Source organism: Roseivirga sp. E12, from assembly GCF_017592825.1.
Classification (GTDB): Bacteria; Bacteroidota; Bacteroidia; order Cytophagales; family Cyclobacteriaceae; genus Roseivirga.
The window spans coordinates 1,590,953-1,614,507 of the sequence record NZ_JAGFMD010000001.1 but is presented as its reverse complement, the minus strand read 5'-3'; the positions used below and the strand labels follow the sequence as shown (position 1 = coordinate 1,614,507).

The 23,555-nt window shown below is 41.9% G+C and carries 24 protein-coding genes; 16 read left to right on the top strand and 8 right to left on the bottom strand.

The genetic code is table 11. The features are described from left to right. Position 1: 1 nt before the first annotated feature. Entirely contained in the window at positions 2 to 1,330 is a 1,329-nt protein-coding gene (locus tag J4E76_RS07150; RefSeq protein WP_208502511.1) for an alpha/beta hydrolase-fold protein, read from the bottom strand. 123 nt (positions 1,331 to 1,453) lie between these two features. On the opposite strand from J4E76_RS07150, the gene J4E76_RS07145 reads away from it, so the two are divergent. The 4 genes from J4E76_RS07145 to J4E76_RS07130 are packed head-to-tail and all read left to right on the top strand — an operon-like array spanning position 1,454 to position 5,238. Next, positions 1,454 to 2,338: a hypothetical protein gene (locus tag J4E76_RS07145; protein WP_208502509.1), complete on the top strand. Its 885-nt coding sequence runs from the start codon at positions 1,454 to 1,456 to the stop codon at positions 2,336 to 2,338. Beyond that, on the top strand, positions 2,335 to 3,345 hold the full coding sequence (locus J4E76_RS07140) for a sensor histidine kinase (protein ID WP_208502506.1): 1,011 nt from the start codon (positions 2,335 to 2,337) through the stop codon (positions 3,343 to 3,345). Before J4E76_RS07145 ends, J4E76_RS07140 begins: the two co-directional genes overlap by 4 nt. Next, the gene (locus J4E76_RS07135; RefSeq protein ID WP_208502503.1) at positions 3,342 to 4,031 is read left to right on the top strand and encodes a LytTR family DNA-binding domain-containing protein; all 690 of its coding nucleotides are present in this window, start codon (positions 3,342 to 3,344) and stop codon (positions 4,029 to 4,031) included. The genes J4E76_RS07140 and J4E76_RS07135 overlap by 4 nt, the downstream gene beginning before the upstream one ends. Before the next feature lie 58 nt (positions 4,032 to 4,089). After that, positions 4,090 to 5,238 (top strand): DUF819 domain-containing protein, encoded by a 1,149-nt coding sequence (locus J4E76_RS07130; RefSeq protein WP_208502502.1) that lies wholly within the window; start codon positions 4,090 to 4,092, stop codon positions 5,236 to 5,238. On the opposite strand, the gene J4E76_RS07125 is transcribed toward J4E76_RS07130, so the two are convergent. From J4E76_RS07125 to J4E76_RS07110, 4 genes are read right to left on the bottom strand one after another with little or no spacing between them, the layout of a single operon-like run. Further along, on the bottom strand, positions 5,235 to 6,035 hold the full coding sequence (locus tag J4E76_RS07125) for an SUMF1/EgtB/PvdO family nonheme iron enzyme (protein WP_208502500.1): 801 nt from the start codon (positions 6,033 to 6,035) through the stop codon (positions 5,235 to 5,237). The two genes, J4E76_RS07130 and J4E76_RS07125, sit on opposite strands and share 4 nt — an antisense overlap. A 60-nt stretch (positions 6,036 to 6,095) precedes the next feature. Next, positions 6,096 to 6,479: a VOC family protein gene (locus J4E76_RS07120; RefSeq protein WP_208502497.1), complete on the bottom strand. Its 384-nt coding sequence runs from the start codon at positions 6,477 to 6,479 to the stop codon at positions 6,096 to 6,098. Between the two features lie 58 nt (positions 6,480 to 6,537). Continuing rightward, positions 6,538 to 7,065, bottom strand: a complete 528-nt coding sequence (locus J4E76_RS07115) for a YfiT family bacillithiol transferase (RefSeq protein ID WP_208502496.1) — start codon at positions 7,063 to 7,065, stop codon at positions 6,538 to 6,540. 15 nt (positions 7,066 to 7,080) lie between these two features. Further along, positions 7,081 to 7,980: an aldo/keto reductase family oxidoreductase gene (locus tag J4E76_RS07110; protein ID WP_208502495.1), complete on the bottom strand. Its 900-nt coding sequence runs from the start codon at positions 7,978 to 7,980 to the stop codon at positions 7,081 to 7,083. A gap of 115 nt (positions 7,981 to 8,095) precedes the next feature. Between J4E76_RS07110 and J4E76_RS07105 the strand changes: the two genes are divergently transcribed. Together J4E76_RS07105 and arsC are read left to right on the top strand one after the other, a co-directional pair. Further along, positions 8,096 to 8,449 carry a hypothetical protein gene (locus J4E76_RS07105; RefSeq protein WP_208502492.1) on the top strand — a complete coding sequence of 118 codons (354 nt, stop codon included), beginning with the start codon at positions 8,096 to 8,098 and terminating at the stop codon, positions 8,447 to 8,449. A gap of 10 nt (positions 8,450 to 8,459) precedes the next feature. After that, positions 8,460 to 8,801: an arsenate reductase (glutaredoxin) gene (arsC, locus tag J4E76_RS07100; RefSeq protein WP_208502490.1), complete on the top strand. Its 342-nt coding sequence runs from the start codon at positions 8,460 to 8,462 to the stop codon at positions 8,799 to 8,801. A 6-nt stretch (positions 8,802 to 8,807) separates the two neighbouring features. On the opposite strand, the gene J4E76_RS07095 is transcribed toward arsC, so the two are convergent. Then, positions 8,808 to 10,193: an arginine decarboxylase gene (locus tag J4E76_RS07095; RefSeq protein WP_208502488.1), complete on the bottom strand. Its 1,386-nt coding sequence runs from the start codon at positions 10,191 to 10,193 to the stop codon at positions 8,808 to 8,810. Positions 10,194 to 10,387: 194 nt separating this feature from the next. On the opposite strand from J4E76_RS07095, the gene J4E76_RS07090 reads away from it, so the two are divergent. The 8 genes from J4E76_RS07090 (at position 10,388) to hemN (ending at position 19,600) form a co-directional block, all read left to right on the top strand. Further along, the gene (locus tag J4E76_RS07090) at positions 10,388 to 11,338 is read left to right on the top strand and encodes an arginase (protein WP_208502486.1); all 951 of its coding nucleotides are present in this window, start codon (positions 10,388 to 10,390) and stop codon (positions 11,336 to 11,338) included. A 3-nt stretch (positions 11,339 to 11,341) separates the two neighbouring features. Continuing rightward, positions 11,342 to 13,144: an arginine--tRNA ligase gene (gene argS, locus J4E76_RS07085; protein WP_208502485.1), complete on the top strand. Its 1,803-nt coding sequence runs from the start codon at positions 11,342 to 11,344 to the stop codon at positions 13,142 to 13,144. Then, positions 13,145 to 14,035: a 1,4-dihydroxy-2-naphthoate polyprenyltransferase gene (locus J4E76_RS07080; RefSeq protein WP_208502483.1), complete on the top strand. Its 891-nt coding sequence runs from the start codon at positions 13,145 to 13,147 to the stop codon at positions 14,033 to 14,035. It abuts the gene before it with no gap. 63 nt (positions 14,036 to 14,098) lie between these two features. Further along, positions 14,099 to 14,821 carry a Crp/Fnr family transcriptional regulator gene (locus J4E76_RS07075; RefSeq protein WP_208502481.1) on the top strand — a complete coding sequence of 241 codons (723 nt, stop codon included), beginning with the start codon at positions 14,099 to 14,101 and terminating at the stop codon, positions 14,819 to 14,821. A 92-nt stretch (positions 14,822 to 14,913) separates the two neighbouring features. Then, entirely contained in the window at positions 14,914 to 15,681 is a 768-nt protein-coding gene (locus tag J4E76_RS07070) for a hypothetical protein (protein WP_208502479.1), read from the top strand. A gap of 3 nt (positions 15,682 to 15,684) precedes the next feature. Then, positions 15,685 to 18,087 carry a heavy metal translocating P-type ATPase metal-binding domain-containing protein gene (locus J4E76_RS07065; protein WP_208502477.1) on the top strand — a complete coding sequence of 801 codons (2,403 nt, stop codon included), beginning with the start codon at positions 15,685 to 15,687 and terminating at the stop codon, positions 18,085 to 18,087. Further along, positions 18,087 to 18,242 carry a cbb3-type cytochrome oxidase assembly protein CcoS gene (gene ccoS / locus J4E76_RS07060; protein ID WP_208502476.1) on the top strand — a complete coding sequence of 52 codons (156 nt, stop codon included), beginning with the start codon at positions 18,087 to 18,089 and terminating at the stop codon, positions 18,240 to 18,242. The genes J4E76_RS07065 and ccoS overlap by 1 nt, the downstream gene beginning before the upstream one ends. 2 nt (positions 18,243 to 18,244) lie before the next feature. After that, positions 18,245 to 19,600, top strand: a complete 1,356-nt coding sequence (hemN, locus tag J4E76_RS07055) for an oxygen-independent coproporphyrinogen III oxidase (protein ID WP_208502474.1) — start codon at positions 18,245 to 18,247, stop codon at positions 19,598 to 19,600. A 16-nt stretch (positions 19,601 to 19,616) separates the two neighbouring features. Here hemN and J4E76_RS07050 read toward each other — a convergent pair whose 3' ends face one another. Continuing rightward, the gene (locus J4E76_RS07050; RefSeq protein ID WP_208502472.1) at positions 19,617 to 20,198 is read right to left on the bottom strand and encodes an outer membrane beta-barrel protein; all 582 of its coding nucleotides are present in this window, start codon (positions 20,196 to 20,198) and stop codon (positions 19,617 to 19,619) included. A gap of 196 nt (positions 20,199 to 20,394) precedes the next feature. After that, complete coding sequence (locus J4E76_RS07045; RefSeq protein WP_208502470.1) at positions 20,395 to 20,817, bottom strand: hypothetical protein; 423 nt, start codon at positions 20,815 to 20,817, stop codon at positions 20,395 to 20,397. A gap of 115 nt (positions 20,818 to 20,932) precedes the next feature. On the opposite strand from J4E76_RS07045, the gene J4E76_RS07040 reads away from it, so the two are divergent. Together J4E76_RS07040 and ccoN are read left to right on the top strand one after the other, a co-directional pair. Beyond that, positions 20,933 to 21,232: a hypothetical protein gene (locus J4E76_RS07040; protein WP_208502468.1), complete on the top strand. Its 300-nt coding sequence runs from the start codon at positions 20,933 to 20,935 to the stop codon at positions 21,230 to 21,232. 195 nt (positions 21,233 to 21,427) lie between these two features. Further along, entirely contained in the window at positions 21,428 to 23,554 is a 2,127-nt protein-coding gene (gene ccoN / locus J4E76_RS07035; RefSeq protein WP_208502467.1) for a cytochrome-c oxidase, cbb3-type subunit I, read from the top strand. Position 23,555 lies beyond the last annotated feature (1 nt).

The following is a 23,555-nucleotide window of genomic DNA, read 5'->3' as shown; positions in this document are numbered from 1 at the left end:
GTTATCTTCCAATATCCTGAAGGTCTTTTTTGTAAGCTTCGAGCCTGGAGTCTTGCGTTTTTTCTGCTAGTTCAATTGCCTTTAAATAGTGTTTTTTTGCCTCAATGAGGTTGCCCTCGGCTCTAAATGCATCTCCCAGTCCGTTGACTGGCCTGGCATTTTCCGGGAATCGCTCAATCAGTTTTTCGTAAATAACCTTAGCGCCATTGGGCTTGTTGTGCTTTAAGTAGAACTCGGCATACCGCGTGTTCCACCCCAGGTTTATGTTTCCTAAAAAATCTGTTTCAATGAATTCGTTCATGAACCTCTCGAAAGTTGGATAATGGTCTGCATCCATCCCCAGACGGATTAAAAAGAATTTGCCCTCATGGGGTATTCCTGGAGCCAGGTTATACTTTTCAGCCCTTTGCTGGTAGTAGGACTGAACATGATCATGTCCTCCGGCTTCTTGAAAGTCTTCTATCGTATTGAACTCCAGTAAAGGATAGTCTGCATAGTGGTTTCGAAGTCCGTGATAGATGGTTCCCAGTGGAGTGGTTGTATGGCCTAATGCAGGAAGTTCTTCGTTTTTCATGACCTTGTATTCCCAGGAAAAATGCGTGGGAGCTTTGTCTTCAATAATGCTTGCTAGGCGTTGTACGTTCGCTTCGACACCATTCTCATTGAGTGAAGTGGTGAACAAGAGCGTTTGATCAAGCTCCGGCTTGGAGCTTAACAGCTTTGAAAAAGCATCTAATCGCTGATCGTTTAATGGGATAGGGCTAGCAGCAAAGTAGGCCTTGAATAATTCCGGTTTTCTAATCATCGTTTCAACCGTGAAGGCTGCTGCGAATTGCCATCCGAAGAGCATTCGGTCGTCATTTGTGCGATAGTTATCATCTACATATGTAATCACATCTTTTTCCAAGAAGTCAACTAGCTTACCTGAATTGGCAAAGAAACCAAAGCGGGGTGAGTCGCTAGTTTCGATACCGACAATGATGAACTTAGGTACATAGTCATATCGGCTCATCAATTGGTTTATGCTAACCGCATACGAGAACCAGTTTTGTCCATCTAATAAATAAAGTACAGGGTAGTCTTTTGTTGAGCTTTCGTAATCATCAGGTAAGAAAATGCTCAGGGCCCTTTCCTCGTTGAAAGCCTCGGATTTGATTTTTAGAGTTTGCCCGATCGTTATGTCCCTGTTTTGTCCTTGAATAAAGGTTATACAGGTAAAGAGGAGTACTAAGGCAAAGAGGGTTTTGGTCTTCATAAAAGTAAATATGACTTTATACTCCATAATGATTGCGGAGGTTATCGAATTAGCGATACTTGTGCTTGTTGGCATCCAAAAAGAATTAAATATCTTGTTCAACCGGAAAATGATCGCGTTCACCGATAAAATTTGAGCAGGTGCGACTTAGCCTGCACATTTGAGTCATCAAAAACTCAAAATATAAAATCTAAAGTCATGAAAAGAAAAATTAAAGTACTCGTAGCATTTAGCTTATTGATGGTTTGCATGAGTTCCTGTGTTGTTTACTCCTTATTTCCCATTTATACCCCCGACACCTTGGTGTACTTGCCTGAACTAGAAGGTACATGGCAAAGCGGAGATGACGAGGACGATCATATCACGTTTGAAAGAATGACAGAGAACGAGGCAGTTTTGCATGATGGTGAGCCTATTAGGGATGGCCAAATGATTACTGTAGAAAGTGAGTATACGGATTCCATCTCAGGCAATGGATGGTCGATTAAATCGGGAGATTCAATCTCTATAACAAGGAATGGTGTCAAGATCACGGATCGTGATGCTATAATAGCCCACTATGATACTCTCATAGGGGGAGGTAAGGAGAAAAACCACGTTGAAAAATCTCTGAGTCCACTCAGCGAAGGGATAAAGAAGCTTAATGAGAGTCTTAAAAAAGTAGAGACTAAGTTTCAAGGAACAGCTTATATAGTGAAAGACGAGAGTTACAAAATGACCTTTGTGGATGATGATGAAAGGTTTGTTTACCAAGCACATATCGTTCGTATAGGAGAAGACTACTTTCTCGACTTGTATCCACTGCCTGAGTACTCTAGTGGTGGTTTTGGCGAGAACCTTTTTCCAGTTCACACTTTTATGAAAATGGATGTGACAAGCGAAAAGCTAAATCTTACGCTATTTGATCTGGAAAAACTTTCCGATCTGTTCAAAAGTAATTTGGTCAGACTAAGACATGAGAATGTTGATGGAACTATCCTGATCACTGCACAACCCAAGGAGATACAGAAGTTTTTAGAACGCTACTCTGACGATGAGTCGGTTTTCGAATCTGTTGATACTTACAGCAAAATTTCAGGATGAGAATCTTCTACAAGATCATAAACTCAAAATGGTTACAGCACCCGGTCTTCTGGGTGTTGTCCATTTATGCAATTGGAGATTACTTCTCTATTTCCAATTTTTTTAAGTTCATCGACTTCTTCTATTCCTGCCTTTTTCATATCCCACTTTTCTTTCTGGTATATATAAATCTGGCGGTTCTTGTTCCACGATTTCTTCAGAAAGGCAAGTATCTCCAGTATGGTTTCTTAGCGATAGTGCTTATGCAAGCGACCTATGGGTTGCATGAGCTCACTTTTGAGGTTTTGTTACCACTGCTCCCAACAGAGTATTATATGGTTTCCTTTACCGATTATGAGGTATTGGTCACTGTTTTTCTCATCTACCTCGTGCTGACCACGCTGTTCAAACTCTCGAAATCTTGGTATCAATTGCAAAGGGTGGAAAAAGAGAAACTGTCTATAGAACTTAACTCGCTAAAGTCTCAAGTCAACCCTCATTTTCTCTTCAATAGTTTGAATAGCATTTATTCATTGGCATTAAGCCAAAGTGATCAGACAGCTGAGACTGTCCTAGAATTATCGAATTTGCTTAGGTATATGCTCTATGAGGTGGGTGACGATAAAGTGGAATTGAGCAAAGAACTTGAGATGCTTGAAAATTATATCGAACTGCAGAAACTTCGGGCTGATCAAAGCACCAAGGTGACTTTCAATATTTCTGGCGATCCGGCAGATAAACAAATAGCACCCTTGCTCTTTTTTCCTTTGATTGAAAATAGCTTTAAACATGGCGTTAAAGGTGTTTCTGATGACGGATTCATCGATCTGCAACTCGATCTTAGTAAGGGAATTGAATTGACCTTAAAGAACAACAAAGGTCAAGTGGATGATATGGAAGAAGGAAAGTATGGAGGTATTGGTCTGGAGAATGTGAAACGAAGACTTGCTCTTATCTATCCCGGTAAACACATTTTTGAAGTCAATGAGACGGATAGCGTATTTGAAGTGAAACTAACGATCCAATGATTAGATGCTTGATTATAGATGACGAACCGTTATCTCGAAATGTACTAAAGACCTTCACCAACGATCATCCTGATTTGACATTAGTGGGGGAATGCAAGGATGCTTTCGCTGCAATGGAAATACTTGCCAACGAGACTGTCGATCTTCTCTTTTTGGATATCAATATGCCGAAGCTTTCCGGGATTAATTTCTACAAATCACTAAATCAAAAGCCAGAAGTGATTTTTACTACGGCATACCCCGAGTTTGCAGTGGAAGGTTTTGAGCTGAGTGCAGTGGATTACTTAATGAAACCGATCGCTTTTGAAAGATTCGTTCAAGCGATTAACAAGGTGAAGACCAAGTTGAGTACCACAAAAACGCAAGACCCCGAACAAGATTATATCTTGCTCAAAGCAGATAAAAAGATGTATCGAACGCCTTTTGAGAATATCCTTTACTGCGAAGCGCTGGGGGATTATGTCAAAGTTCATTTAGTGGATAGAACATTGATTGTCACAACTACAATGAAAGGTATTCTGACTGATTTGCCAGATGACCAATTCGTGAGAACGCACAAGTCGTATATCATCAATAAGACCAAGTTTGAGTACATCGAGGGGAACCAGATTAAAATTGGAGAGCATATGGTGGCTATAGGGCAGTCATACCGAGAGCGAGTTCTTAGCGCCCTGAGCAACGGATAAGACTTTGGTGAGTTATGAAAGTTGGAGCGACTAGCTTTTTATTATAACTTCTGAGCTCATGAATATCCAGCAGCCTGTTTACATTCTTGCTTTCCTGTGTTTCCTGATATTTCTGAGCGAATGGTTATGCAAGTACACTAAACTTAAACATCTAAGTAGTTCACTTTTGGTCATCCTTCTAGGGGCCATTGCAGCGAATTTTGGTATGATACCTTCTGCCTCAAATGCAAGCCCGGTCTACGACTCAATATTTCAATATGTGGCACCTGCTAGTATTTTCTTTTTGCTATTGGGTGTAAACTTAAAAGAGCTACGACAAGCTGGAATGCCGATGCTGATTGCTTTTGGGGCAGGAGCTTTAGGTACAATGCTGGGCGTCACTGCTGCACTTCAATTCATCGACTACCAAGACGTTTTCGGAGAAAATTATGCCGCCATTGCAGGTATGATGACGGGTACATATACCGGTGGAAGCGCCAATTTTAATGCCATTGCCTTAGAATATGGAATGGCGAAGGAAGGTGCAATCTTTACGGGAATTGTAGTGGCTGATAACATCATGACTACAATATGGATGTTGGTAACATTGAGCTTACCCGCATTTATGCGAAAGCTTAGAAACAACCCCGAGACCATTTCGAAAAACGCATTGAAGACCACAGCCCATTCTGATAAAGAAGAGCTTTCCCCTTTAAATCTGGGCTTGCTGATAGCCATTGTCCTAACCGCTTTGTTTGTTTCCGATTGGCTTTCAGATTGGGCGAAAACGCAGGGTTTTGGAGTACCCTCGATTCTTATATTGACTACCATAGCTCTGGTTTTGGCACAGACGGATTTTATCAAACGCATACCTGGAGCCAAGCTTTTAGGTATGTTTTCGGTCTATTTGTTCTTAGTGGTGGTCGGTGCTTTCTGTGAGATAACCGCTCTGGCAGAGGTGGGTGCCGATGCAATAGATATACTAGTATTCACTGGAGCAATAGTATTAGTGCATGGCTTCATAATTATTCTGTGCGGCATAGTCTTTAAACTGGATTGGGCCATTGTAGCCATCGCCTCGCAAGCGAATATCGGAGGGTCAAGCACAGCATTGGCTTTAGCAAATACTTTTAAGCGTTCAGACTTGGTGCTGCCGGCAATACTAGCTGGTGCGTTGGGGACAGGAGTTGGTACTTACTTAGGTTTCTTGGTGGTGGGGATTGTCTAATCGATAATTTCAAAGATGCACCTGAGCCCTAGCCATGCTTCGGGAGACGTATATTCGAAAGTTTGTTGGTAGTTGGCCTTCTCATTAGGACCATACCAACTGCCACCCACGGCAATACCTTCCTCGCTCGTCATCTCTGCTACGTTATCGAATAGATTAAAGAAGCCAACCTTCGAATCTTTGGATTCATAGATATGAGATACTTTTTCATTGTTCTGCATGATCTTGGACTTTGAAAACTTGAAAGCCTTAAGGTTCCCATTAGCAATCTTATCCAGTCGCTTTAACATGGCTTTCTCTAGCGCCAGAAATCGCATTCTTGACCATTCACTGGCAGTTGGGAGTCTGAACCTGAACTTCTTCGGGAACTGAGCCCTTTCTCTCTTAGACATTTTTGCCAGCTCAGCTTCGAACATTTTTGTCCTCCAAACACAAAAGTCTTCGGCTTGCTGTCGGCTGATACCGACTATGGGCATCAATGCAAACTCATCAGTCTCGAAGAATTTTTCTTCTATGGCTTTTGCATCAAGTTTTTCAAAAACCGCTTCCCACTTGCTGAAGTCTGGAATTCTCTCTCTGAATTCAGCAGATTGTTCACCATCACTTTCAGCAGCAGTAGCCAAGTAGTCTTTATACATATAACCTGGTACTTCTGTAATGTCAATACAAAGCCTAGTGTTCATTGCCAAAGTATTGGCTGCACACATGTAAGGACTGTCTTGATCAGGTATGGAAGGCTCAGTATTTGGAATTGCCCAAGCGATATTAAAGAAGAAAACCAGAGCCAATTTTTTCATGTGGAGCATTGTATTGGCTCTAAGATAAATGATTTCAGCAAAGCTGAAAAGCTTGTCTCGCTATGCAGGTTCGAAAAGTGCACAGACAGCTCCGCCTGGATCTTCGATATAGCAAGTTCTACCATAAGAACCCATTGACTTAATCTCTGAAAGAAGTTTTCCACCTTTCTTTTCAACAGCCGCAACACTTTTATCTAGGTCAGGGACATTGATATATATCATCCACTGCGATGGGATGTCTTTATTAGGTCCGGTTTTATGACAAACTCCCGCTTTTGGTTGCCCATTGGCTGTCATACTATAGTCGTTGTAATCACCCATTGAAACCGGCTCAGGCTTCCAGCCTGTTACCTCTGCATAAAAGTCTTTTACGTCTTCTGCATTAGGAACAGTCAGGTCTATCCAACCGATGGTTCCGTAGATACTTTCGTCTTTGTCGCTCATAGTTTTTCTTTTAAAGGAAGAGGATTGGCTAGAATTATGGGTAATACTTTAGTATGATTTACCAGTTCATTCGCCTTTTTAGTGCTAGAATATGCTCAAGGTGATGTTTTCCGTGCCATGCGTACATACCAATTACTTCTTTAAGCACATTGACAGCCTTGGTTTCAGGGTGCAAGAAAGTTTTCTCTAGGTCTTCTTTGGTCATATTTCTCAAAAGGACTACCCATCGGGCATGTAAGGCTTTCAGTAATGACAAGGAGATCTCTATTGGTAATTCATTGTGATAAGGCAGGTTGGCAAAAGCCTTTTCATCATATGCTTTGATTATAGGGTTGTCCTCGGTAAGTGCCCAGTGAAACCGGCAATAACTACCAATGTGACTATCAGGTACGTGATGTACAACTTGACGAACTGTCCAGCCATCAGGTCTATAAGGAGTGTCTAACTGACCTTCGGTCAGGTCTCTCACGGCCGACTCCATCAATTCAGGCAACTCAGCTATTTCTTTAATCCATTGGTCAATTTGACTTTGATCAATAACTGAGGGCGCTGTAAACTCGCCAATAGGGAAGCTTAGGTTATTCATGCTTTTGTTTTTATGCTATGGTACATTTTCTCCTTTTGAAGCTACCCAGAGCTCGAACCATTGTTGTCTTGTAAGGTCAATGTCCAATGAAGTTACTGCAGCTTTTACTCTTTCTATCTTTCCTGAACCAACTAGCGGAATGATATTCGCAGGGTGTTTCAATAGCCATGCGTACATTATTTGATCGATGGTGACACCGTACTCATCGCTAATCTTGTGTAATACATTTCTAATGGTCAAGAATCTGTGAGTTTCCCCATTGAAAATACTACCACCAGATAGGGGCGACCAGGCCATAGGAGGAATTCCTACTTCCTGACAGAGGTCTATGGTGCCATTATCAAATTCTTGTAGTGCTGCTACCGAAATTTCTACTTGGTTGGTAACCAAGGGGAAGTCAAGGTGTGCTTGCAGGTTATCGAACTGACCCGGTAGATAGTTGGACACTCCAAACTCGCTAACCTTACCGGATTCTTTCAATTCAGAAAATGCTCGAGCGATTTCATTAGGGTCGCTGAACGGGTCAGGTCTATGAATCAGAAGGATGTCTATATTATCTCTTTTGAGTTTTTTGAGAGAGTTGTCTACTGACCAGACGATGTGCTCATAACTGGTGTCATAGTGTTTGATATAATGATCCGGTCGATTTTCGGAAAGGAGCTTTATACCACACTTGGTTATAATCTTTAGCCGTTTATTGAGGTCAGGAACCGTGCCGAGTGCATTGCCGAAGGCTTCCTCTACCATATAATCTCCGTAAATATCAGCATGGTCGAAGGTATCTATACCAAGTTCAAGGCATTGTTCTACAAAATTAATCAGTTGATCTTGTGTAAACCCCCACTCTGTCAGGCGCCACATACCATGAACAATATTGGAAATGGTAAGGTGCTCACTTATTTGGACTTGCTTCATGTATATAGTTTTCTGACACTAAAATTGAAATAAAATTGAAATTTTCGAGCTATTTAAACTTTTTTATCTTTGTATTGCGGTAGTACGCAAATTGGCAAAACACGGGTCTTATAAGATGAAATCAAGAAAGGTACATTCCTATAACGGAAAGCAGGCGTATTACGCGAAATTTGGAAGGAAATGGGTCGTTGAGCAAGATGGCATAGATGAAGAGTTCGTGAATATTGAAGCAATGATTGACAAGTACCCTGAGTTGCTCAATGTGACTGCCATTAATCTCTCATTCGAAAAGAGAAAAGCCGCAAGAGAAGAAGTTCTACCACCACCAATCGTCAGACATCAAGAGATCCATACGAAATCCGTGACTTGCTATTATTGTAGCGGGTCAGGTGAAATTGTGGGCGGAGTGCCATGCCCAAATTGTAATGGTAAAGGAACCTATGTCGTTTCAGACCGCGGTTTAGGCTAATTAAATAAGCATGCTACAGATTCTTCACAACCCTCGATGTAGTAAGAGCAGAGAGACTCTTCAAATCATTCAAGACTCAGATACACAAGTAGAGATCATTGAGTACCTAAAAGATGTACCATCAAGAGCAGCGCTTGAAGAGGTTGTTCAAAAGCTAGACATTAAGCCGATTGACCTGATCAGAAAAGGAGAGGACATCTATAAAGAACAGTTCAAAGGGAAAACCTTGTCGGATAGTGAGTGGATAGAAGCTATGGTTGCTAACCCGAAGCTTATTGAAAGACCAATAGTCATCAAAGGAGATAAGGCGGTAATTGGCAGGCCTCCAGAAACTGTCAAATCCCTGTTGTAGGGAAGTTTAGTACCCTAAAATGTTCAACATATCATTATGGTTTTGCTCTTCAGCAAAGACCGTTGTGACTAATTTTCCGTTTTCGTCCTTATCAATAAGTACGTGCTTAGGCGCTGGGATTAGGCAGTGCTGAATGCCGCCATATCCGCCAAGAGAATCTTGATAAGCCCCGGTATGGAAAAAGCCAACATACAGATTCTCATCCTCTTCAATTAAGGGCATGAATAACTCCGAAGAATGTGCCTCTGAATTGTAATAATCCATGCTGTCACAAGTCAATCCACCCATATTAATCTTCTGGAAAGGGTGATCCCATTTATTTATAGCCAGTAGAACGAATTTCTGGTTCATTCCCCATGCATCTGGTAGGCTTGTAATAAAAGATCCGTCCACCATGTACCAGAGCTCTTTGTCATTCTGGAGCTTTTGGTCAAGCACTGAATAAATAATGGCACCACTTTCGCCTACTGTAAATGAGCCAAACTCAGTGATGATATTGGGCATTGGCACATTACTCTTGTTGCAGATCCATTTGATGTTTTCAATGATTTGATCCACCATATAGGCGTAATCGTACTCGAACGTTAAGGAGGTTTTGATCGGAAAACCACCGCCAATGTCTATGGTGTCTAGCTCAGGGCAAATCTTCTTAAGTTCACAGTACTTGTACATGAACCGACTTAATTCACTCCAGTAGTATGCAGTGTCTTTGATGCCAGTGTTAATGAAAAAATGCAGCATTTTCAGCTTGGCATTGCTTCCTTTGATTTGATCTGTGTAGAGCGCATTTATATCGCTGTACCGAATGCCTAGCCGTGAAGTATAGAATTCGAAATTTGGCTCTTCGTCAGCAGCCACTCTAATCCCAATTTGAAAATCTTTTTCTATCCTGCCTTTATATTGATCTAGCTCGTTGAGGTTATCCAGAATTGGGATGCAATTGGTAAAGCCATCATTGACTAAATCCTGAATGTACTGGACATATAATGGACGTTTAAAGCCATTGCAAACCACCAAGGCGTCTTTGTCAATTTTGCCCTTTCTATAGAGGCTTTTTACAATCTGAAGGTCAAAAGCAGAGGAGGTTTCAATGTGGCAATCATTGTCCAAAACCTCGTCAAGTACAAATTCAAAATGAGAAGACTTGGTGCAATAGCAATAGGTGTAACCTCCTTGGTACTTATGCTTTTCGATAGCATCGCCAAACCACTTCTTAGCCCGCTGAATGTTCTCGGCAATTTTCGGGATGTATGTAATTTTTAAAGGAGTTCCATGCTCCTTGATGACTTCATGGAGAGGAATTCCATGGAATTCGAGATACTTTCCATTGACTTTGAATTCTTCAGTGGGAAACTCGAAGGTCTGGTCTATTAGATCAAAGTAGCTTTTCACTTGGTATAAGAATTAAAAAAGGTGCGCAAATATTACAACAATTCATCAATTCTAAACACAGGTAGGTTGGAAAATATTAACCAAAATTTCCAGCAAAAGAATTTATTAATAAGGTCGTGCATGAAGTGCCGATAAATTTTCACTTTTACCAAGTCAAAAATGTACCTTGTAGAATAGTAAGAAAACTTTAAAGGATGAGGAAAATTAGACTGGTAGAAGTGAGATCTGAACTTGCCGCAGGCACCCGCGGAGCGAGCATGGGAATAGATGCACTTAAGATTGCGAGTATTAAGAGACATTCGAATTTCTTTATGCGTTTTGAGCCTGTAAGCGTAAAAGATGAGAATCAATTACTTTTTGGCGATTCACAATTTGACTTTGCCAAGTACGGTGAAGGTGTATTTACAATGCTTAATAGAGTATGTGATACCATCGCTGACTTAAGAAGTGAGCAACTCTTTCCAATTGTTTTGGCAGGTGATCACTCCACAGCTGCAGGTACTATCTGTGGTATTAAGCAAGCTGACCCAGAAAAACGACTCGGGGTTATCTGGATAGATGCCCATGCTGATTTTCATTCTCCTTATACGACACCATCCGGCAATATGCATGGCATGCCTTTAGCCATGGTTACTGCCATGGACAATGAAGCCTGCGAGGTCAATGACGTAGAGGAAGAGACGGAAGCTTTATGGGAGCGAATTAAGAAAATTGGAGGCAGAGGGCCGAAAATATCACCCAGCGATGTCGTCTTTATTGGTGTCAGAGACACCGAAGCCCCTGAAGATCATATCATCCAAGAGCATGGTATTAGAAACTTTACGACAGAAGAGGTAAAAGAAAAAGGTGTTGAAACAGTTGCAAAGGAGGCCATGGAAGTCCTTAAGGATTGTGACCAAATCTATATCTCATTTGATGTAGACAGTCTAGATACATCTATCTCTATGGGTACTGGAACCCCAGTCGCCAATGGGCTCACAAAAGAGCAGGCTTTTGACCTGAATAGAGAGTTGATAAAAGATAAAAGAGTTTGTTGTTGGGAAATTGTCGAGGTGAACCCAACTTTGGACACTGAAAACCGGATGGCGGAGAGTGCTTTTGATATTCTCGAAGCTACAACCGACTCTCTGATTAAGAATTTCTAGTTAATGGAAGAACAGATTAAGCAAGGTGTTTCTGACGCCTTGAAAGCATTATATAGCCATGACGTGGCAGCTGATGAAATAGGCTTGCAGCCTACACGTAAAGAGTTTGAAGGAACATACACTTTTGTCACTTTTCCTTTTGCCAGATTTTCGAAGAAAAACCCTGAAGAAACAGGCAATGAAATTGGAGCTTATCTGGTAGATCATACCAATGTTGTCTCTGCATTCAACACGGTAAAAGGCTTTTTGAATATTTCTATTTCAGAAGCATCGCAAGTAGAAAGTTTTGCCCAAATGTTCAATGGAGATGATATTGAAGCATCGCCATTGTTTGCCGTTGAGCCTACAGGTCGAACTGTTGTGGTTGAATATTCATCCCCGAATACTAACAAGCCACTGCACTTAGGGCATCTTCGTAATAATTTTCTGGGTAATTCGGTATCAAGAATTTTGAAAGCCGCGGGTAATGAGGTGCATAAAGTGCAAATCATCAACGATCGCGGTATTCATATCTGTAAATCCATGTTGGCTTGGCTGAAATATGGAGAAGGGGAAACACCCGAGTCTTCTGGCCTCAAAGGAGATCACCTTGTTGGGAAGTACTATGTGGCTTTTGATAAGGCTTTCAAGGCAGAAGTAGCCGAATTGATGGGCAAAGGTTTTCAGAAGGAACATGCCGAAAAAGAAGCGCCTATTCTCTTAGAGGCTCAGGCAATGCTTAAAAAGTGGGAAGCCAAAGACCCAGAAGTCTATGCCCTCTGGGAGAAAATGAATGGCTGGGTTTATGAAGGTTTCAATACCACCTATGAAAAAATGGGAGTTGATTTCGATCAACTCTACTATGAGAGCGATACCTATTTGATAGGGCGCGATCGCGTGATGGAAGGACTCGAAAAGGGTGTTTTCTTCAAAAAAGAAGATGGTTCCGTTTGGGTCGACCTGACAGACGAAGGGCTTGACGAGAAACTATTGCTTCGTAGTGACGGTACTTCGGTTTACATGACCCAGGATATTGGTACAGCCTTGATGCGTTTTGACGATTATCCAGGCTTGAGTCAACTGATTTATACAGTTGGTAATGAGCAGGAGTATCACTTCAAAGTGCTCTTCCTAATTCTCAAAAAGCTTGGCTACGATTGGGCTTCTTCATGCTACCACCTCTCTTATGGGATGGTAGACCTGCCTTCCGGAAAGATGAAGTCCAGAGAAGGAACCGTTGTTGATGCGGATGATTTAATGAAGGAGATGGCAAATACTGCTCAATCAAGAACCGAAGAGCTTGGTAAGATTGATGGGTTTTCTCCTGAGCAAGCCAGTGAACTATATGAGATGCTTGGTTTGGGCGCTATAAAGTACTTCCTTTTGAAGGTAGATCCCCGTAAGCGGATGCTTTTCAATCCTGAGGAGTCTATTGAATTTCAAGGAAATACAGGGCCATTTATTCAGTATACGCATGCCCGAATTAGCTCTATTCTAAGGAAGGCAAATCAATTGGGTGTGAGTGTTGACAATGTGAATTTCGAAGAGGTCAAAGACATCCATCAGATGGAAAAGGATTTAATTTATGCTTTAGGTCAGTATCCTGAAAAGTTGAAAATCGCAGCTGATACATACTCTCCAGCAGTGATGGCACAATACATTTATGATCTCGCAAAGGATTATAATCGTTTCTATGCTGAGCTCTCTATTTTCAACGAGTCGGACAAGACCCTACAACAATTTAGAGTGGCTCTTTCTGCACTTACAGCACAAACAATTAAACTAAGCATGGGTTTGTTGGGCATTAATGTGCCTGACAGAATGTAAATGAAAAATTGGATAGCAGCATTCAGGCTAAGGACTTTGCCCTTAGCATTAGCTTCCATCGGAATGGGAGCTTTCTTGGCAGCGGCAGCAGGTGCTTTCAATGGTTTAGTTTTCGGCTTGTGTGCCTTAACTACCATTTTTCTTCAAGTGCTCTCCAATTTGGCCAACGACTATGGCGATTCCATTCATGGAGCAGATAGTGTTGAAAGAGAGGGACCTTCACGTGCCGTTCAAACAGGTGCGATTAGTAAAGAAGCAATGAAAATGGCTATTGTCATATTTGTCCTGCTTTCATTGGCTAGTGGGATTGCTTTGATCTATGTCGCCTTTGGTTGGCTAACTTTCAACTTTAACTTGTTCCTAGGGATTGGCGCCTTGGCAATCATTGCTGCCATCACGTACACCGCAGGTTATCGTCCTTATGGCTATGCAGGTCTTGGAGATATCAGTGTTCTTATATTCTTCGGTTTTGTGGCTGTTATGGGAAGTGCTTTTCTATATGAACAGTCAGTAAGTATGAACTATATACTTCCGGCTATTTCTGTAGGGTTCTTTTCAGTAGCCGTGCTAAACGTAAATAATATCCGCGATATTGAATCTGATGTAAAGGCGGGTAAGCGTTCCATCCCCGTTCGGCTGGGCAGAGCCTCGGCCGTCAGGTATCATTGGTTTCTTCTTTTCTCAGGCTTTGTAGCAGCTATGGCATATGTTGTACTAAACTACGTAGCTATCACCCAGTTTCTGTTCGTGTTAAGTTTGCCGCTTTTGCTAGTCAATGCAAAGGCAGTATATACAAAACATAAAGCCTCAGAACTCGATCCATTTTTAAAGCAAATGGCATTGTCTACTTTGCTTTTCGTTGTTCTTTTCGGTGTAGGGAATCTCTTATAATACTTCTGCCTAAAAATTTTGAGGTTGACCAAGTGTGGACTACTTTAGTAGAAAATCCATTCTATGAGTCTTAATAAATCAAGTCAATTGAATGTTCAGTGTCAGTTTTGCAAATCGCGTGCTGACTCTCACTTTGCAGACTTGCCTGATGAAGATTTGAGTATTCTTTCTGCTCATAAGTCTTGCGTGACTTATAAGAAAGGCCAAAACCTTTTCTACGAAGGAACCCGACCAATGGGGATTTTTTGTATCAACTATGGTAAGGTTAAGGTGTATAAAATGGGCTCAAATGGTAAGGAGCAGATTCTTTTTATTGCCCAACCTGGAGATTTTCTTGGATATAGGTCTCTACTGAGCGAGGAGTTCTACGGAGCCTCAGCAGCAGTGATTGAGCAAGCAGCCATTTGCTTTATTCCAAAAAGTGATTTCCTGACTATTCTTAATAAGAATCCAGCTTTCTTCAGTAAGCTTATGAAGGCCGTTTGTCATGAGCTGGGTGTAATGGAAGATAAACTGGCTCAGCTTGCGCAAAAGTCGGTGAGAGAGCGTTTAGCGGCTACTATTCTAATGCTGAAGGAAACTTACGGCATGGAAGGTGAAGGCAGCGACTTAATTGATATAGCGCTCTCCAGAGAAGATCTAGCCAATATTGTCGGTACCGCTACCGAAACGGTGATCAGACTGCTTTCCGAATTCAAATCCGATGGTTTGATAGGTTTGGAAGGCAAGAAAATCAAGGTAATCGACTCTCAGAAATTGGTTCACGAGGCGGACTTCTATGGATAAACATGACTTTTATCATGTTTTTCTCTGATACCCATCAATAGCCCTCCTTCCTAGCTCAAGTACTTTTGATTCAATACTTAGAATTAAAGGTCTTGAAACATAAAATACTCCTAGCCACAAATGCGACTGATGGTTTTGACAATCTTATCGAAGATATGTTGAAACTCTTGAATAAGACGCACAGGAAGTACGTTTCGGCCTTCTCTCCCTACAACTATCAGAGTCAGAGCTTAGTCACCATCAAGGGAGGTGTCCAATCGGCCAGTACTCAGTTGGATGATCTCGTTGATAGTTATGAAGTTGAATCCATTTTAGAGCACAAAGCAGAAGAATTTAATCTAGACTTTGAATGGATCAAAGGAAGGATAGATGATCAAAAGTTATCACGGCTAAGTACGGTATTTGACCTATTAATATTAGAGCAGAATGCCTTTAAAGATTCTGAGGTACATGTGGTCGATGAGATATTAGCTTCTGTGAAATGCCCTGTGATGTTGTTACCTCATGATTGGGAAATTGAGAACCTCGTAGTTTACCATGATGGCTCGATGGATTCGGTAAAAATGGTCAAGGACTTTTTAAACCTTTTCGATCCGTCATTAAGAGACTTGCCACTTTCTGTTTTGGTGAGTCAGCCCTCTGGAGGATATGATGTAGAAGCAGAAAAAGTGTTCATAGATTATCTCAAGTTATTTTTTGACAATATCGGAGTGCAACTAATTCAGGGAGATATTTTTGATAGCCTAACCGAAAAGGTAGTCTATAATAGTCATAAACCCTTCTTGATGTTAGGTATTAAGGATGGTGAAATATCTGGTGAAAAAATTCTTGAGTCACCAACTTTTCTCTTTAAGGGTTAGACCATGGTAGCAGAAGAGATAGCCCAAAAAACGGTTTGTTATCATTGTGGGGACGAATGTGCCTCAGATAAGATAGTGCACGAAGAAAAGTCTTTCTGCTGCAATGGCTGCAAGACGGTTTTTGAGGTACTGAGCGAAAATGACCTGTGTGATTATTATAGCTTAGAGTCCACTCCTGGGGTCACCCAAAAGATAGAGAAGAATACTCTTTTTGACTTTCTCGATAATCAGGATGTCAGCAGACAATTACTCGAGTATGCCGATCAGGAGCAAGAGAGAGTGACCTTATTGATTCCGAACATTCACTGCAGTAGTTGTATCTGGCTTCTCGAACATCTTTCGAGACTTGAGCCTGCCATTATGAATTCCACTACAAACTTTAGTCAACGCAAGCTTACCATAAACTATAAAGTGGGCGATTTTTCGCTGCGCAAACTTGCCGAGTTACTGGACAGAATTGGTTATACGCCAGTTGTTAATTTAGAGCAGGCAGATGAGAAAGGCCCGGAGAGAACCTTCAATAAAAGCCTCCTAGTCAAATTGGGTATTGCAGGATTCTGTTTCGGCAATGTGATGTTGTTGAGTTTTCCTGACTATCTGGGGATTTCTGCACTAGAGCAGTCATATCAGCAAACCTTCCGTTGGCTCAACTTGCTATTGGCTATTCCTGTCGTTTTCTATTCAGGCAGTGAGTACTTTGTTTCAGCATTCAAGAGTCTCAAACAACGGTTTGCAAATATTGACGTTCCGATCGCTCTAGGCGTGATCGTGCTTTTTTTGAGGAGTGTCTATGAAGTCACATTCGATATTGGCCCAGGCTACTTCGATTCTTTAGTGGGGCTAATCTTCTTCTTGTTGATTGGTAAATGGTTTCAAAACAGAACCTACGATGCGCTGTCTTTTGAGAGGGATTATAAGAGCTATTTTCCTCTGGCTATTCAGACCAAGAGAGGAGAAGCATTTTCTTCAATTGCCGTGCAAGAAATTGTCAAAGGAGATGAAGTCTTGATCAGAAATGGCGAGTTGATTCCTGCAGATGCCATATTGATTGAAGATAAAGTCTATATCGACTATAGCTTCGTTACGGGAGAATCTGCGGCCGTAGAAAAGGCGAAAGGCCAGTATGTGTTTGCAGGAGGGAAGCTTTCCGGAAAGCAGGCCAGGTTTATTGTCCAAAAACCTGTCTCACAAAGTTATTTAACCAGCCTCTGGAATAATGAGGCCTTCAAAAAGGAAAAAGAACATACACGGCTGGTGGATCGTGTCAGTCAGTATTTCACGATTACCATTATCGCGATTTCGGTGATGGCCGCTATTTTCTGGCAGGTTACCGACCCTTCTAAGACCTGGTTGGTATTCTGTTCAGTACTTATTGTCGCTTGCCCTTGCGCCTTGGCCTTGTCTACACCTTTCACAACAGGTAGTATTTTAAGAGTATTAGGAAGGAACAAGGTTTATCTCAAAAATGCTGATGTAGTCGAAAGGTTGCAGAAGATCGACACCATAGTCTTTGATAAAACAGGAACCATCACGAACGCGTCCGAAAGAGATTTGAGCTTTGAAGGCGAGGGACTCACCTTAGCTGAAAAGCAACTCGTTTTTGCCGCGGTCTCGAGTAGTACGCATCCCTTAAGTCGATTTGTAAAATCATATCTAGAGGGAACCGATAGTGGGAAGTATGTCATTGAATCATTTACTGAGCATGTGGGTCAGGGCATTCAGGCAGTGGTGAGTGGGGTAGAAGTTAAGCTCGGATCATCCCGTTTTGTGGATTTTAATGATGCACAGACTAATCACTCAGCTTCTTATGTATATCTTAAGTTGGGAGGTTCGCAACGAGGAAGATTCGTTATTCGGAATGTTTACAGAGGTGGTTTAAGGGGTGTTATTCAACAACTCAAAGAGAAATTTAAGTTGGCGATACTCTCAGGAGATTCTGACGCTGAGCGTCAAAACTTAGCTAAACTCTTTCCTGCCAGTACTCCGATGCACTTTTCGCAAAAGCCGGATGATAAGCTGAACACCATCAAAGCGATGCAATCGGCAGGTCAGTCGGTGATGATGGTCGGTGACGGCCTCAATGACGCAGGCGCTTTGAAGCAGAGTGATGTGGGCATGGCGGTGTCCGAAGATATCTCAAACTTCTCACCTGCCTGCGATGCGATTATGCATGCTGATACTTTCCATAGGCTCGATGCGATAATTGATCTGGCTAAACGCAGCAAGCATGTAATCTATGCTAGTTTCTTTTTGAGTCTGGCTTACAATATTGTCGGTTTGAGCATAGCAGTAGCGGGCTGGTTAACTCCTTTAGTGGCGGCTATTCTTATGCCATTAAGTAGTATATCAGTGGTGGTATTGACCACTTTTTTCGTCAAGATTCTTTCACATAAACTGAGGTTGTAATGTCGGTGATCCTCGTCTTAATTATCACAAGTATTGTAGTTGCTGTAGTCTTTCTGGGGGCCTTTTTCTGGGCTGTAAAGTCAGGTCAGTATGATGATACTTACTCACCATCCGTACGAATGCTTTTCGAAGACAAAGTCAAAAAGAAGAAATAGAAATGGGGAAATTAGAGGAAGACTTAATTGCTAAATATGACAAGCCTGTACCGCGTTATACTAGCTATCCGACAGTGCCAGACTGGCAACTAGAGGCATTTTCTAAAGAGGAATACTTAACAAAGCTTTCTGACAGTTTTGTAGCAAACAATGATGAAGGACTCAGTCTCTATATTCATTTGCCCTATTGTGAAAGCTTATGTACTTATTGCGGTTGCAATACGCACATCTCCGTGAACCATCAGGTTGAGTACCCATATATTAAAGCACTGTTGAAGGAATGGAAGATGTATTTAAAGACCTTTGGCCAGAAACCAAAGTTGAAAGAAATTCATCTGGGTGGAGGTACACCCACTTTCTTTGCAGCCGATAACCTTAAGTTCCTAATCGAAGAGATTGTTGCCTCTGTGGAATTGCTACCAGGTTATGAGTTCAGTTTTGAGGGACACCCGAACAACACGACTTATGAGCATTTGAAGGTGCTGAAGGAAGTTGGCTTTTCAAGAGTGAGTTTCGGTATTCAAGACTTTGACCACAAGGTTCAGCAAGCCATTAACAGAATTCAACCTTTGGATCAAGTAACAGAGGTGACTGAATGGGCGAGGTCATTAGGATATGAGTCTGTCAATTTCGACTTGATCTATGGATTGCCCTTCCAAAATGAGGCTTCCATCATAAACACTATTCAAAAGGTTAAGATGCTGAACCCCGATCGAATTGCATTTTATTCCTATGCCCATGTGCCATGGAAAAGACCGGGCCAGCGAGCGTATTCGGAAGCTGATCTTCCGAGCCCGTCAATGAAGCGAAAATTAAATGTGCTTGGTCAAGATCTACTCCGCCAAAGTGGTTATTTGCCTATTGGAATGGATCATTTCGCCTTGCCCAAAGACAGCTTGGTAAAAGCCTTTGAGGAAGGTCGACTGCATCGAAACTTCATGGGATATACGACCAGTAATAGTGAGCTACTCATTGGTCTGGGTGTTTCATCCATATCTGACACTGGCCTAGGCTATGCCCAAAACGCAAAGTCGGTGAAGGGCTACTTGATGCATTTAGATAAGGGAGAACTACCGATAGTCAAGGGCCATATTATGACAGCAGAAGATAGGAAGATCAAGCGCAAATTGCTGGCGGTGGCTTGTGAACAGAAAATAACCACGAAAGACGCTTTGAAACTTTACCTAGAGCAGCGAGAACAATTGGAAGATTTGATCGCGGATGGACTGTTGGAGAAAACTTCAGAGGGCTTTGAGGTAACTTCAACGGGAACTCAGTTTCTGAGAAATATATGCGCCCTTTTCGACCCTAATTTCGGCAAGCAAAATGGAAAAAAGGTTTTCAGCCAAGCAATTTGACTGAAAACCTCAGTGACTATCTTAAGTAGATGCTTGCGCCTATGGTTATGTTGGTGAGGTTGAAGTTTAAGCCGTAGTTATCTACGGATTGGTCTAAGCCGTTACCTTCTGTCTTATTGGTGCCATAGAAAATGCCACCCATGTTCATCTCCATTGCAATCTTGTCCGATATGAAATAGAGTACTCCCGGTACAATGTTGAAATTGAAAGTGCTGACATCAAAATCACTAGCAAAGTTGGGATTCTCCTGAGTTCCTATACCAAAGCTGATGTCTGGTTGCAAGAAGAGGTAGAATCGATCCGCTACATTTTTATGAAACCGAGCAAATGCTCCGAAGGTAAAGGTGTCTGTTGAATTGTCACCAGCGCCTTGATTAGTGGTGGTACTGGAGTAGCCAAGGCTTAGACCAATACTTGTATTATCATTTAAGAATAATGCCGCCCTAGGGGTTAGTTGAAATACTGATGCTTCAAACCCAGGGCCATCTGTTTTTGAATATCTCAAGTTGCCACCCAACTGGATGTCACCTTTTTGAATTTGGCCAAAGGCAAATGAACTTACTAAAGTCATTGCCAGGAGTAGTACTGCTTTTTTCATTGTTTTTGAGTTTTATGTTAAAATTTGACTACTTCATAGGGCTCAATAAGTGTGCCTATTGCTTCTAATTGGGATTGATGGTCTCAAAAATTGATATATGGTAATTCAGTGAATAACTGAGATAAAATGGACTTTATAGATGGCCAGAAATGAACAGGCTACGTCTGTAAATGGACGCCTAAAAGACTAGTAGGTTTTACTTTTTGCCTTCTTCAAGTCTGTGCTTGAGCAATCCGTAGGCTTCTTGCAACGCACTAATGGTTTCTTGCTGTTGCTTAATCAATCGCTCTTTTTCCTTGAGTAGCTTTCTTTGTGCCTGAGATTTTGTGACATAGATGGATTGTGGTTCTTCAACCATATTGGGCAAAGCCTGGGAAGATTCGACTAACTCTCTCTCACCATCACCCGTAATGAGCCAGCGTAAATTTAGATCTTCAAACAATTTTGTAATCCCGGCCAATACATCGAAAGATGGTCGCGCACTAGGGTCCCTTTTAAGCCGATAGAGCTTCTCCGGTTTATCATATCCCAATGCCTCAGAAAGTGCACTTACATTCTTTACACCCTTAGACTGTGAATAGGATAAAAGCCTTTCAAAAAAAGTAGATTCTTTTGACATACTATTTTGTAATTATACAAATAATATTGTATTTTAGTATAGCTGGTAAGAAATTGTTTTCAATATAGAAAGAAATGCAAAGAGAGAATATTGCGTTTCTGTTTACTCTAATTTTATGCACACACCAATTGACAAGCAAGCCCTAATTATCAGACTCCTTGTAGAAGATTATCGGTTTCAGCAAATCATCCACAGGATGGCTCAGATCAATTTTCATTTTGATCAATCCCTTGACTTAATGTCCGTCATTGCTGACCTGATGTACGATCAAAAGAAGGAACCAGATCTCCTTTGGCTGCATGCTTATGCAGAAGGCCTGGAGCAAGCCTACAATACAGATTTCTGGAATGAAGAGGCTTTACTCAAAGTAGCGGAAGCCTCCTTTGATCGCCTTAGCGCCAGGTTTTTGTCCTGAGTTCAATCAGTTTCTTGTGAGAAATGAGCATGCCAAACAGGCTACGTTATCCCGTTTGAATATGGGCTTTACTTGCCAGATTAAAGGCGCTTCATAAAACATGACTTAAATCAGTTTTTTAACTAATACGGGTCAGGTCATCTCCTCATAGTCGCAATTACCTTCGGTCTAAATTTTAAAGAACCCAAAGCGACTATGGAAATAGAAAAATTTGAGTACGACAATAAAATTGTTAAGTACTTCTCTATCGCAACTGTCATTTTCGGGATCATTGGTATGCTGGTCGGCCTTCTGATAGCTACTCAATTGTTCCTGCCTCAATTGAATTTTGGAATTCCCTATACCACTTTTGGTAGAATAAGGCCACTGCATACCAATGCAGTGATTTTTGCCTTTGTGGGTAATGCCATGTTTGCTGGGGTGTACTACTCCATGCAGCGCTTGTTGAAGACGCGCATGTTCAGTGACACACTCAGTTATATCCACTTCTGGGGATGGCAATTAATCATTTTGGCTGCAGCCATTACATTACCTCTTGGTCTCACTACTTCTAAGGAATATGCTGAGCTTGAGTGGCCGATCGATATTGCGATTACCGTCATCTGGGTGGTCTTCGGCATCAACATGATTGGAACCATCCTCAAGAGAAGAGAGCGACATATGTATGTAGCCATTTGGTTCTACATAGCCACATTTGTGACGGTTGCAGTGCTTCACTTGGTTAACTCATTTGAGATTCCAGTGACGCTATTTAAAAGTTATTCATGGTACGCAGGTGTTCAAGATGCATTAGTGCAATGGTGGTATGGTCACAACGCTGTGGCATTCTTCCTGACTACGCCATTCCTTGGGTTGATGTACTATTTCTTACCCAAGGCGGCTAATCGGCCAGTATACTCATATAAGCTGTCGATTATCCACTTCTGGTCGCTCATTTTCATCTATATCTGGGCAGGACCTCACCATTTGCTTTACACCTCATTACCTAACTGGGCGCAGTCTCTTGGAGTAGTATTCTCAATCATGCTTATCGCACCATCTTGGGGTGGTATGCTCAACGGTCTTCTTACACTTCGAGGTGCATGGGACCGTGTGAGAGAAGATCCAGTATTAAAATTCATGGTGGTGGCAGTTACTGCTTATGGTATGTCAACGCTCGAGGGGCCACTGCTATCCATTAAGAGTGTTAATGCTATTGCACACTTTACAGATTGGATTGTTGCCCATGTTCATGTTGGTGGTTTGGGATGGAATGGTTTTATGATCTTTGGTATGCTGTATTGGTTAGTACCAAAAATGTGGGGCACCAAACTATGGTCTACGAAGGCAGCCAATCTACACTTCTGGTTAGGTACGTTAGGTATCATTGTTTATGCATTGCCAATGTACACTGCCGGTGTTGTGCAAAGCTTAATGTGGAAGAACTTCAATGCCGAAGGCTTCCTCGAGTATCCGAACTTCCTGGAGACAGTTACTCAAATTGTACCGCTCTATATGATGCGTGCCGTTGGAGGTCTTCTATACTTTTCCGGTGTAATCATTATGGCCGTGAACCTCATCAGAACTGCCAAGAAAGGAAGCTTCGTGGCAAATGAGGCTGCTGAAGCACCTGCTTTAGAGAAGAAAAAGATTATTGGAGGTTACTGGCACAATCGCCTGGAGCGCAAGCCAGTCATTTTCACTACCCTCGTTTTAGTGGCCATTGTAATTGGAGGAGTTGTAGAGATGGTTCCGACTTTCTTAATCAAATCCAATATACCGACCATTGCGAGTGTCAAGCCATATACTCCGCTAGAACTCCACGGTAGAGATATCTACATCAGAGAAGGCTGTAACAACTGTCATTCTCAGATGGTAAGGCCGTTCCGATCTGAGACCGAGCGTTACAAAGGTGAATATTCTAAAGCAGGAGAGTTTGTCTATGATCATCCACACTTATGGGGGTCTAAGCGAACCGGACCAGATTTGCATAGGGTAGGAGGAGCCTATAATAATGTGTGGCATTTCAACCACATGCTAGATCCAACTTCCACTTCGCCTGGATCGATTATGCCACCATATCCGTGGTTGTATGAAGACCAGATCAATCCAGATCGTACTGCGGGTAAGATCAAGGCCTTGAGAACAGTTGGCGTTCCGTATGCCGAAGGGTATGAAGACATCGCGAATCAAGATTTGAAGAAGCAAGCACAAGGGATTGTTGCTGACCTGAAAAGCTTTGATGTAGATATTCCAGAGACGGCTGAGATTGTGGCATTGATTGCCTATCTGCAGCGATTAGGTACTGATATTAAAGTTAAACCTGTAGCCCAAAACCAATAAG

What these genes read in the sequence shown, in the direction of transcription:
- J4E76_RS07150 (WP_208502511.1), bottom strand. Translation starts at nt 1,330, where the DNA reads ATGCCAACAAGCACAAGTATCGCTAATTCGATAACCTCCGCAATCATT.
- J4E76_RS07145 (WP_208502509.1), top strand. Translation starts at nt 1,454, where the DNA reads ATGAAAAGAAAAATTAAAGTACTCGTAGCATTTAGCTTATTGATGGTT.
- J4E76_RS07140 (WP_208502506.1), top strand. Translation starts at nt 2,335, where the DNA reads ATGAGAATCTTCTACAAGATCATAAACTCAAAATGGTTACAGCACCCG.
- J4E76_RS07135 (WP_208502503.1), top strand. Translation starts at nt 3,342, where the DNA reads ATGATTAGATGCTTGATTATAGATGACGAACCGTTATCTCGAAATGTA.
- J4E76_RS07130 (WP_208502502.1), top strand. Translation starts at nt 4,090, where the DNA reads ATGAATATCCAGCAGCCTGTTTACATTCTTGCTTTCCTGTGTTTCCTG.
- J4E76_RS07125 (WP_208502500.1), bottom strand. Translation starts at nt 6,035, where the DNA reads ATGAAAAAATTGGCTCTGGTTTTCTTCTTTAATATCGCTTGGGCAATT.
- J4E76_RS07120 (WP_208502497.1), bottom strand. Translation starts at nt 6,479, where the DNA reads ATGAGCGACAAAGACGAAAGTATCTACGGAACCATCGGTTGGATAGAC.
- J4E76_RS07115 (WP_208502496.1), bottom strand. Translation starts at nt 7,065, where the DNA reads ATGAATAACCTAAGCTTCCCTATTGGCGAGTTTACAGCGCCCTCAGTT.
- J4E76_RS07110 (WP_208502495.1), bottom strand. Translation starts at nt 7,980, where the DNA reads ATGAAGCAAGTCCAAATAAGTGAGCACCTTACCATTTCCAATATTGTT.
- J4E76_RS07105 (WP_208502492.1), top strand. Translation starts at nt 8,096, where the DNA reads ATGAAATCAAGAAAGGTACATTCCTATAACGGAAAGCAGGCGTATTAC.
- arsC (WP_208502490.1), top strand. Translation starts at nt 8,460, where the DNA reads ATGCTACAGATTCTTCACAACCCTCGATGTAGTAAGAGCAGAGAGACT.
- J4E76_RS07090 (WP_208502486.1), top strand. Translation starts at nt 10,388, where the DNA reads ATGAGGAAAATTAGACTGGTAGAAGTGAGATCTGAACTTGCCGCAGGC.
- argS (WP_208502485.1), top strand. Translation starts at nt 11,342, where the DNA reads ATGGAAGAACAGATTAAGCAAGGTGTTTCTGACGCCTTGAAAGCATTA.
- J4E76_RS07080 (WP_208502483.1), top strand. Translation starts at nt 13,145, where the DNA reads ATGAAAAATTGGATAGCAGCATTCAGGCTAAGGACTTTGCCCTTAGCA.
- J4E76_RS07075 (WP_208502481.1), top strand. Translation starts at nt 14,099, where the DNA reads ATGAGTCTTAATAAATCAAGTCAATTGAATGTTCAGTGTCAGTTTTGC.
- J4E76_RS07065 (WP_208502477.1), top strand. Translation starts at nt 15,685, where the DNA reads ATGGTAGCAGAAGAGATAGCCCAAAAAACGGTTTGTTATCATTGTGGG.
- ccoS (WP_208502476.1), top strand. Translation starts at nt 18,087, where the DNA reads ATGTCGGTGATCCTCGTCTTAATTATCACAAGTATTGTAGTTGCTGTA.
- hemN (WP_208502474.1), top strand. Translation starts at nt 18,245, where the DNA reads ATGGGGAAATTAGAGGAAGACTTAATTGCTAAATATGACAAGCCTGTA.
- J4E76_RS07050 (WP_208502472.1), bottom strand. Translation starts at nt 20,198, where the DNA reads ATGAAAAAAGCAGTACTACTCCTGGCAATGACTTTAGTAAGTTCATTT.
- J4E76_RS07045 (WP_208502470.1), bottom strand. Translation starts at nt 20,817, where the DNA reads ATGTCAAAAGAATCTACTTTTTTTGAAAGGCTTTTATCCTATTCACAG.
- J4E76_RS07040 (WP_208502468.1), top strand. Translation starts at nt 20,933, where the DNA reads ATGCACACACCAATTGACAAGCAAGCCCTAATTATCAGACTCCTTGTA.
- ccoN (WP_208502467.1), top strand. Translation starts at nt 21,428, where the DNA reads ATGGAAATAGAAAAATTTGAGTACGACAATAAAATTGTTAAGTACTTC.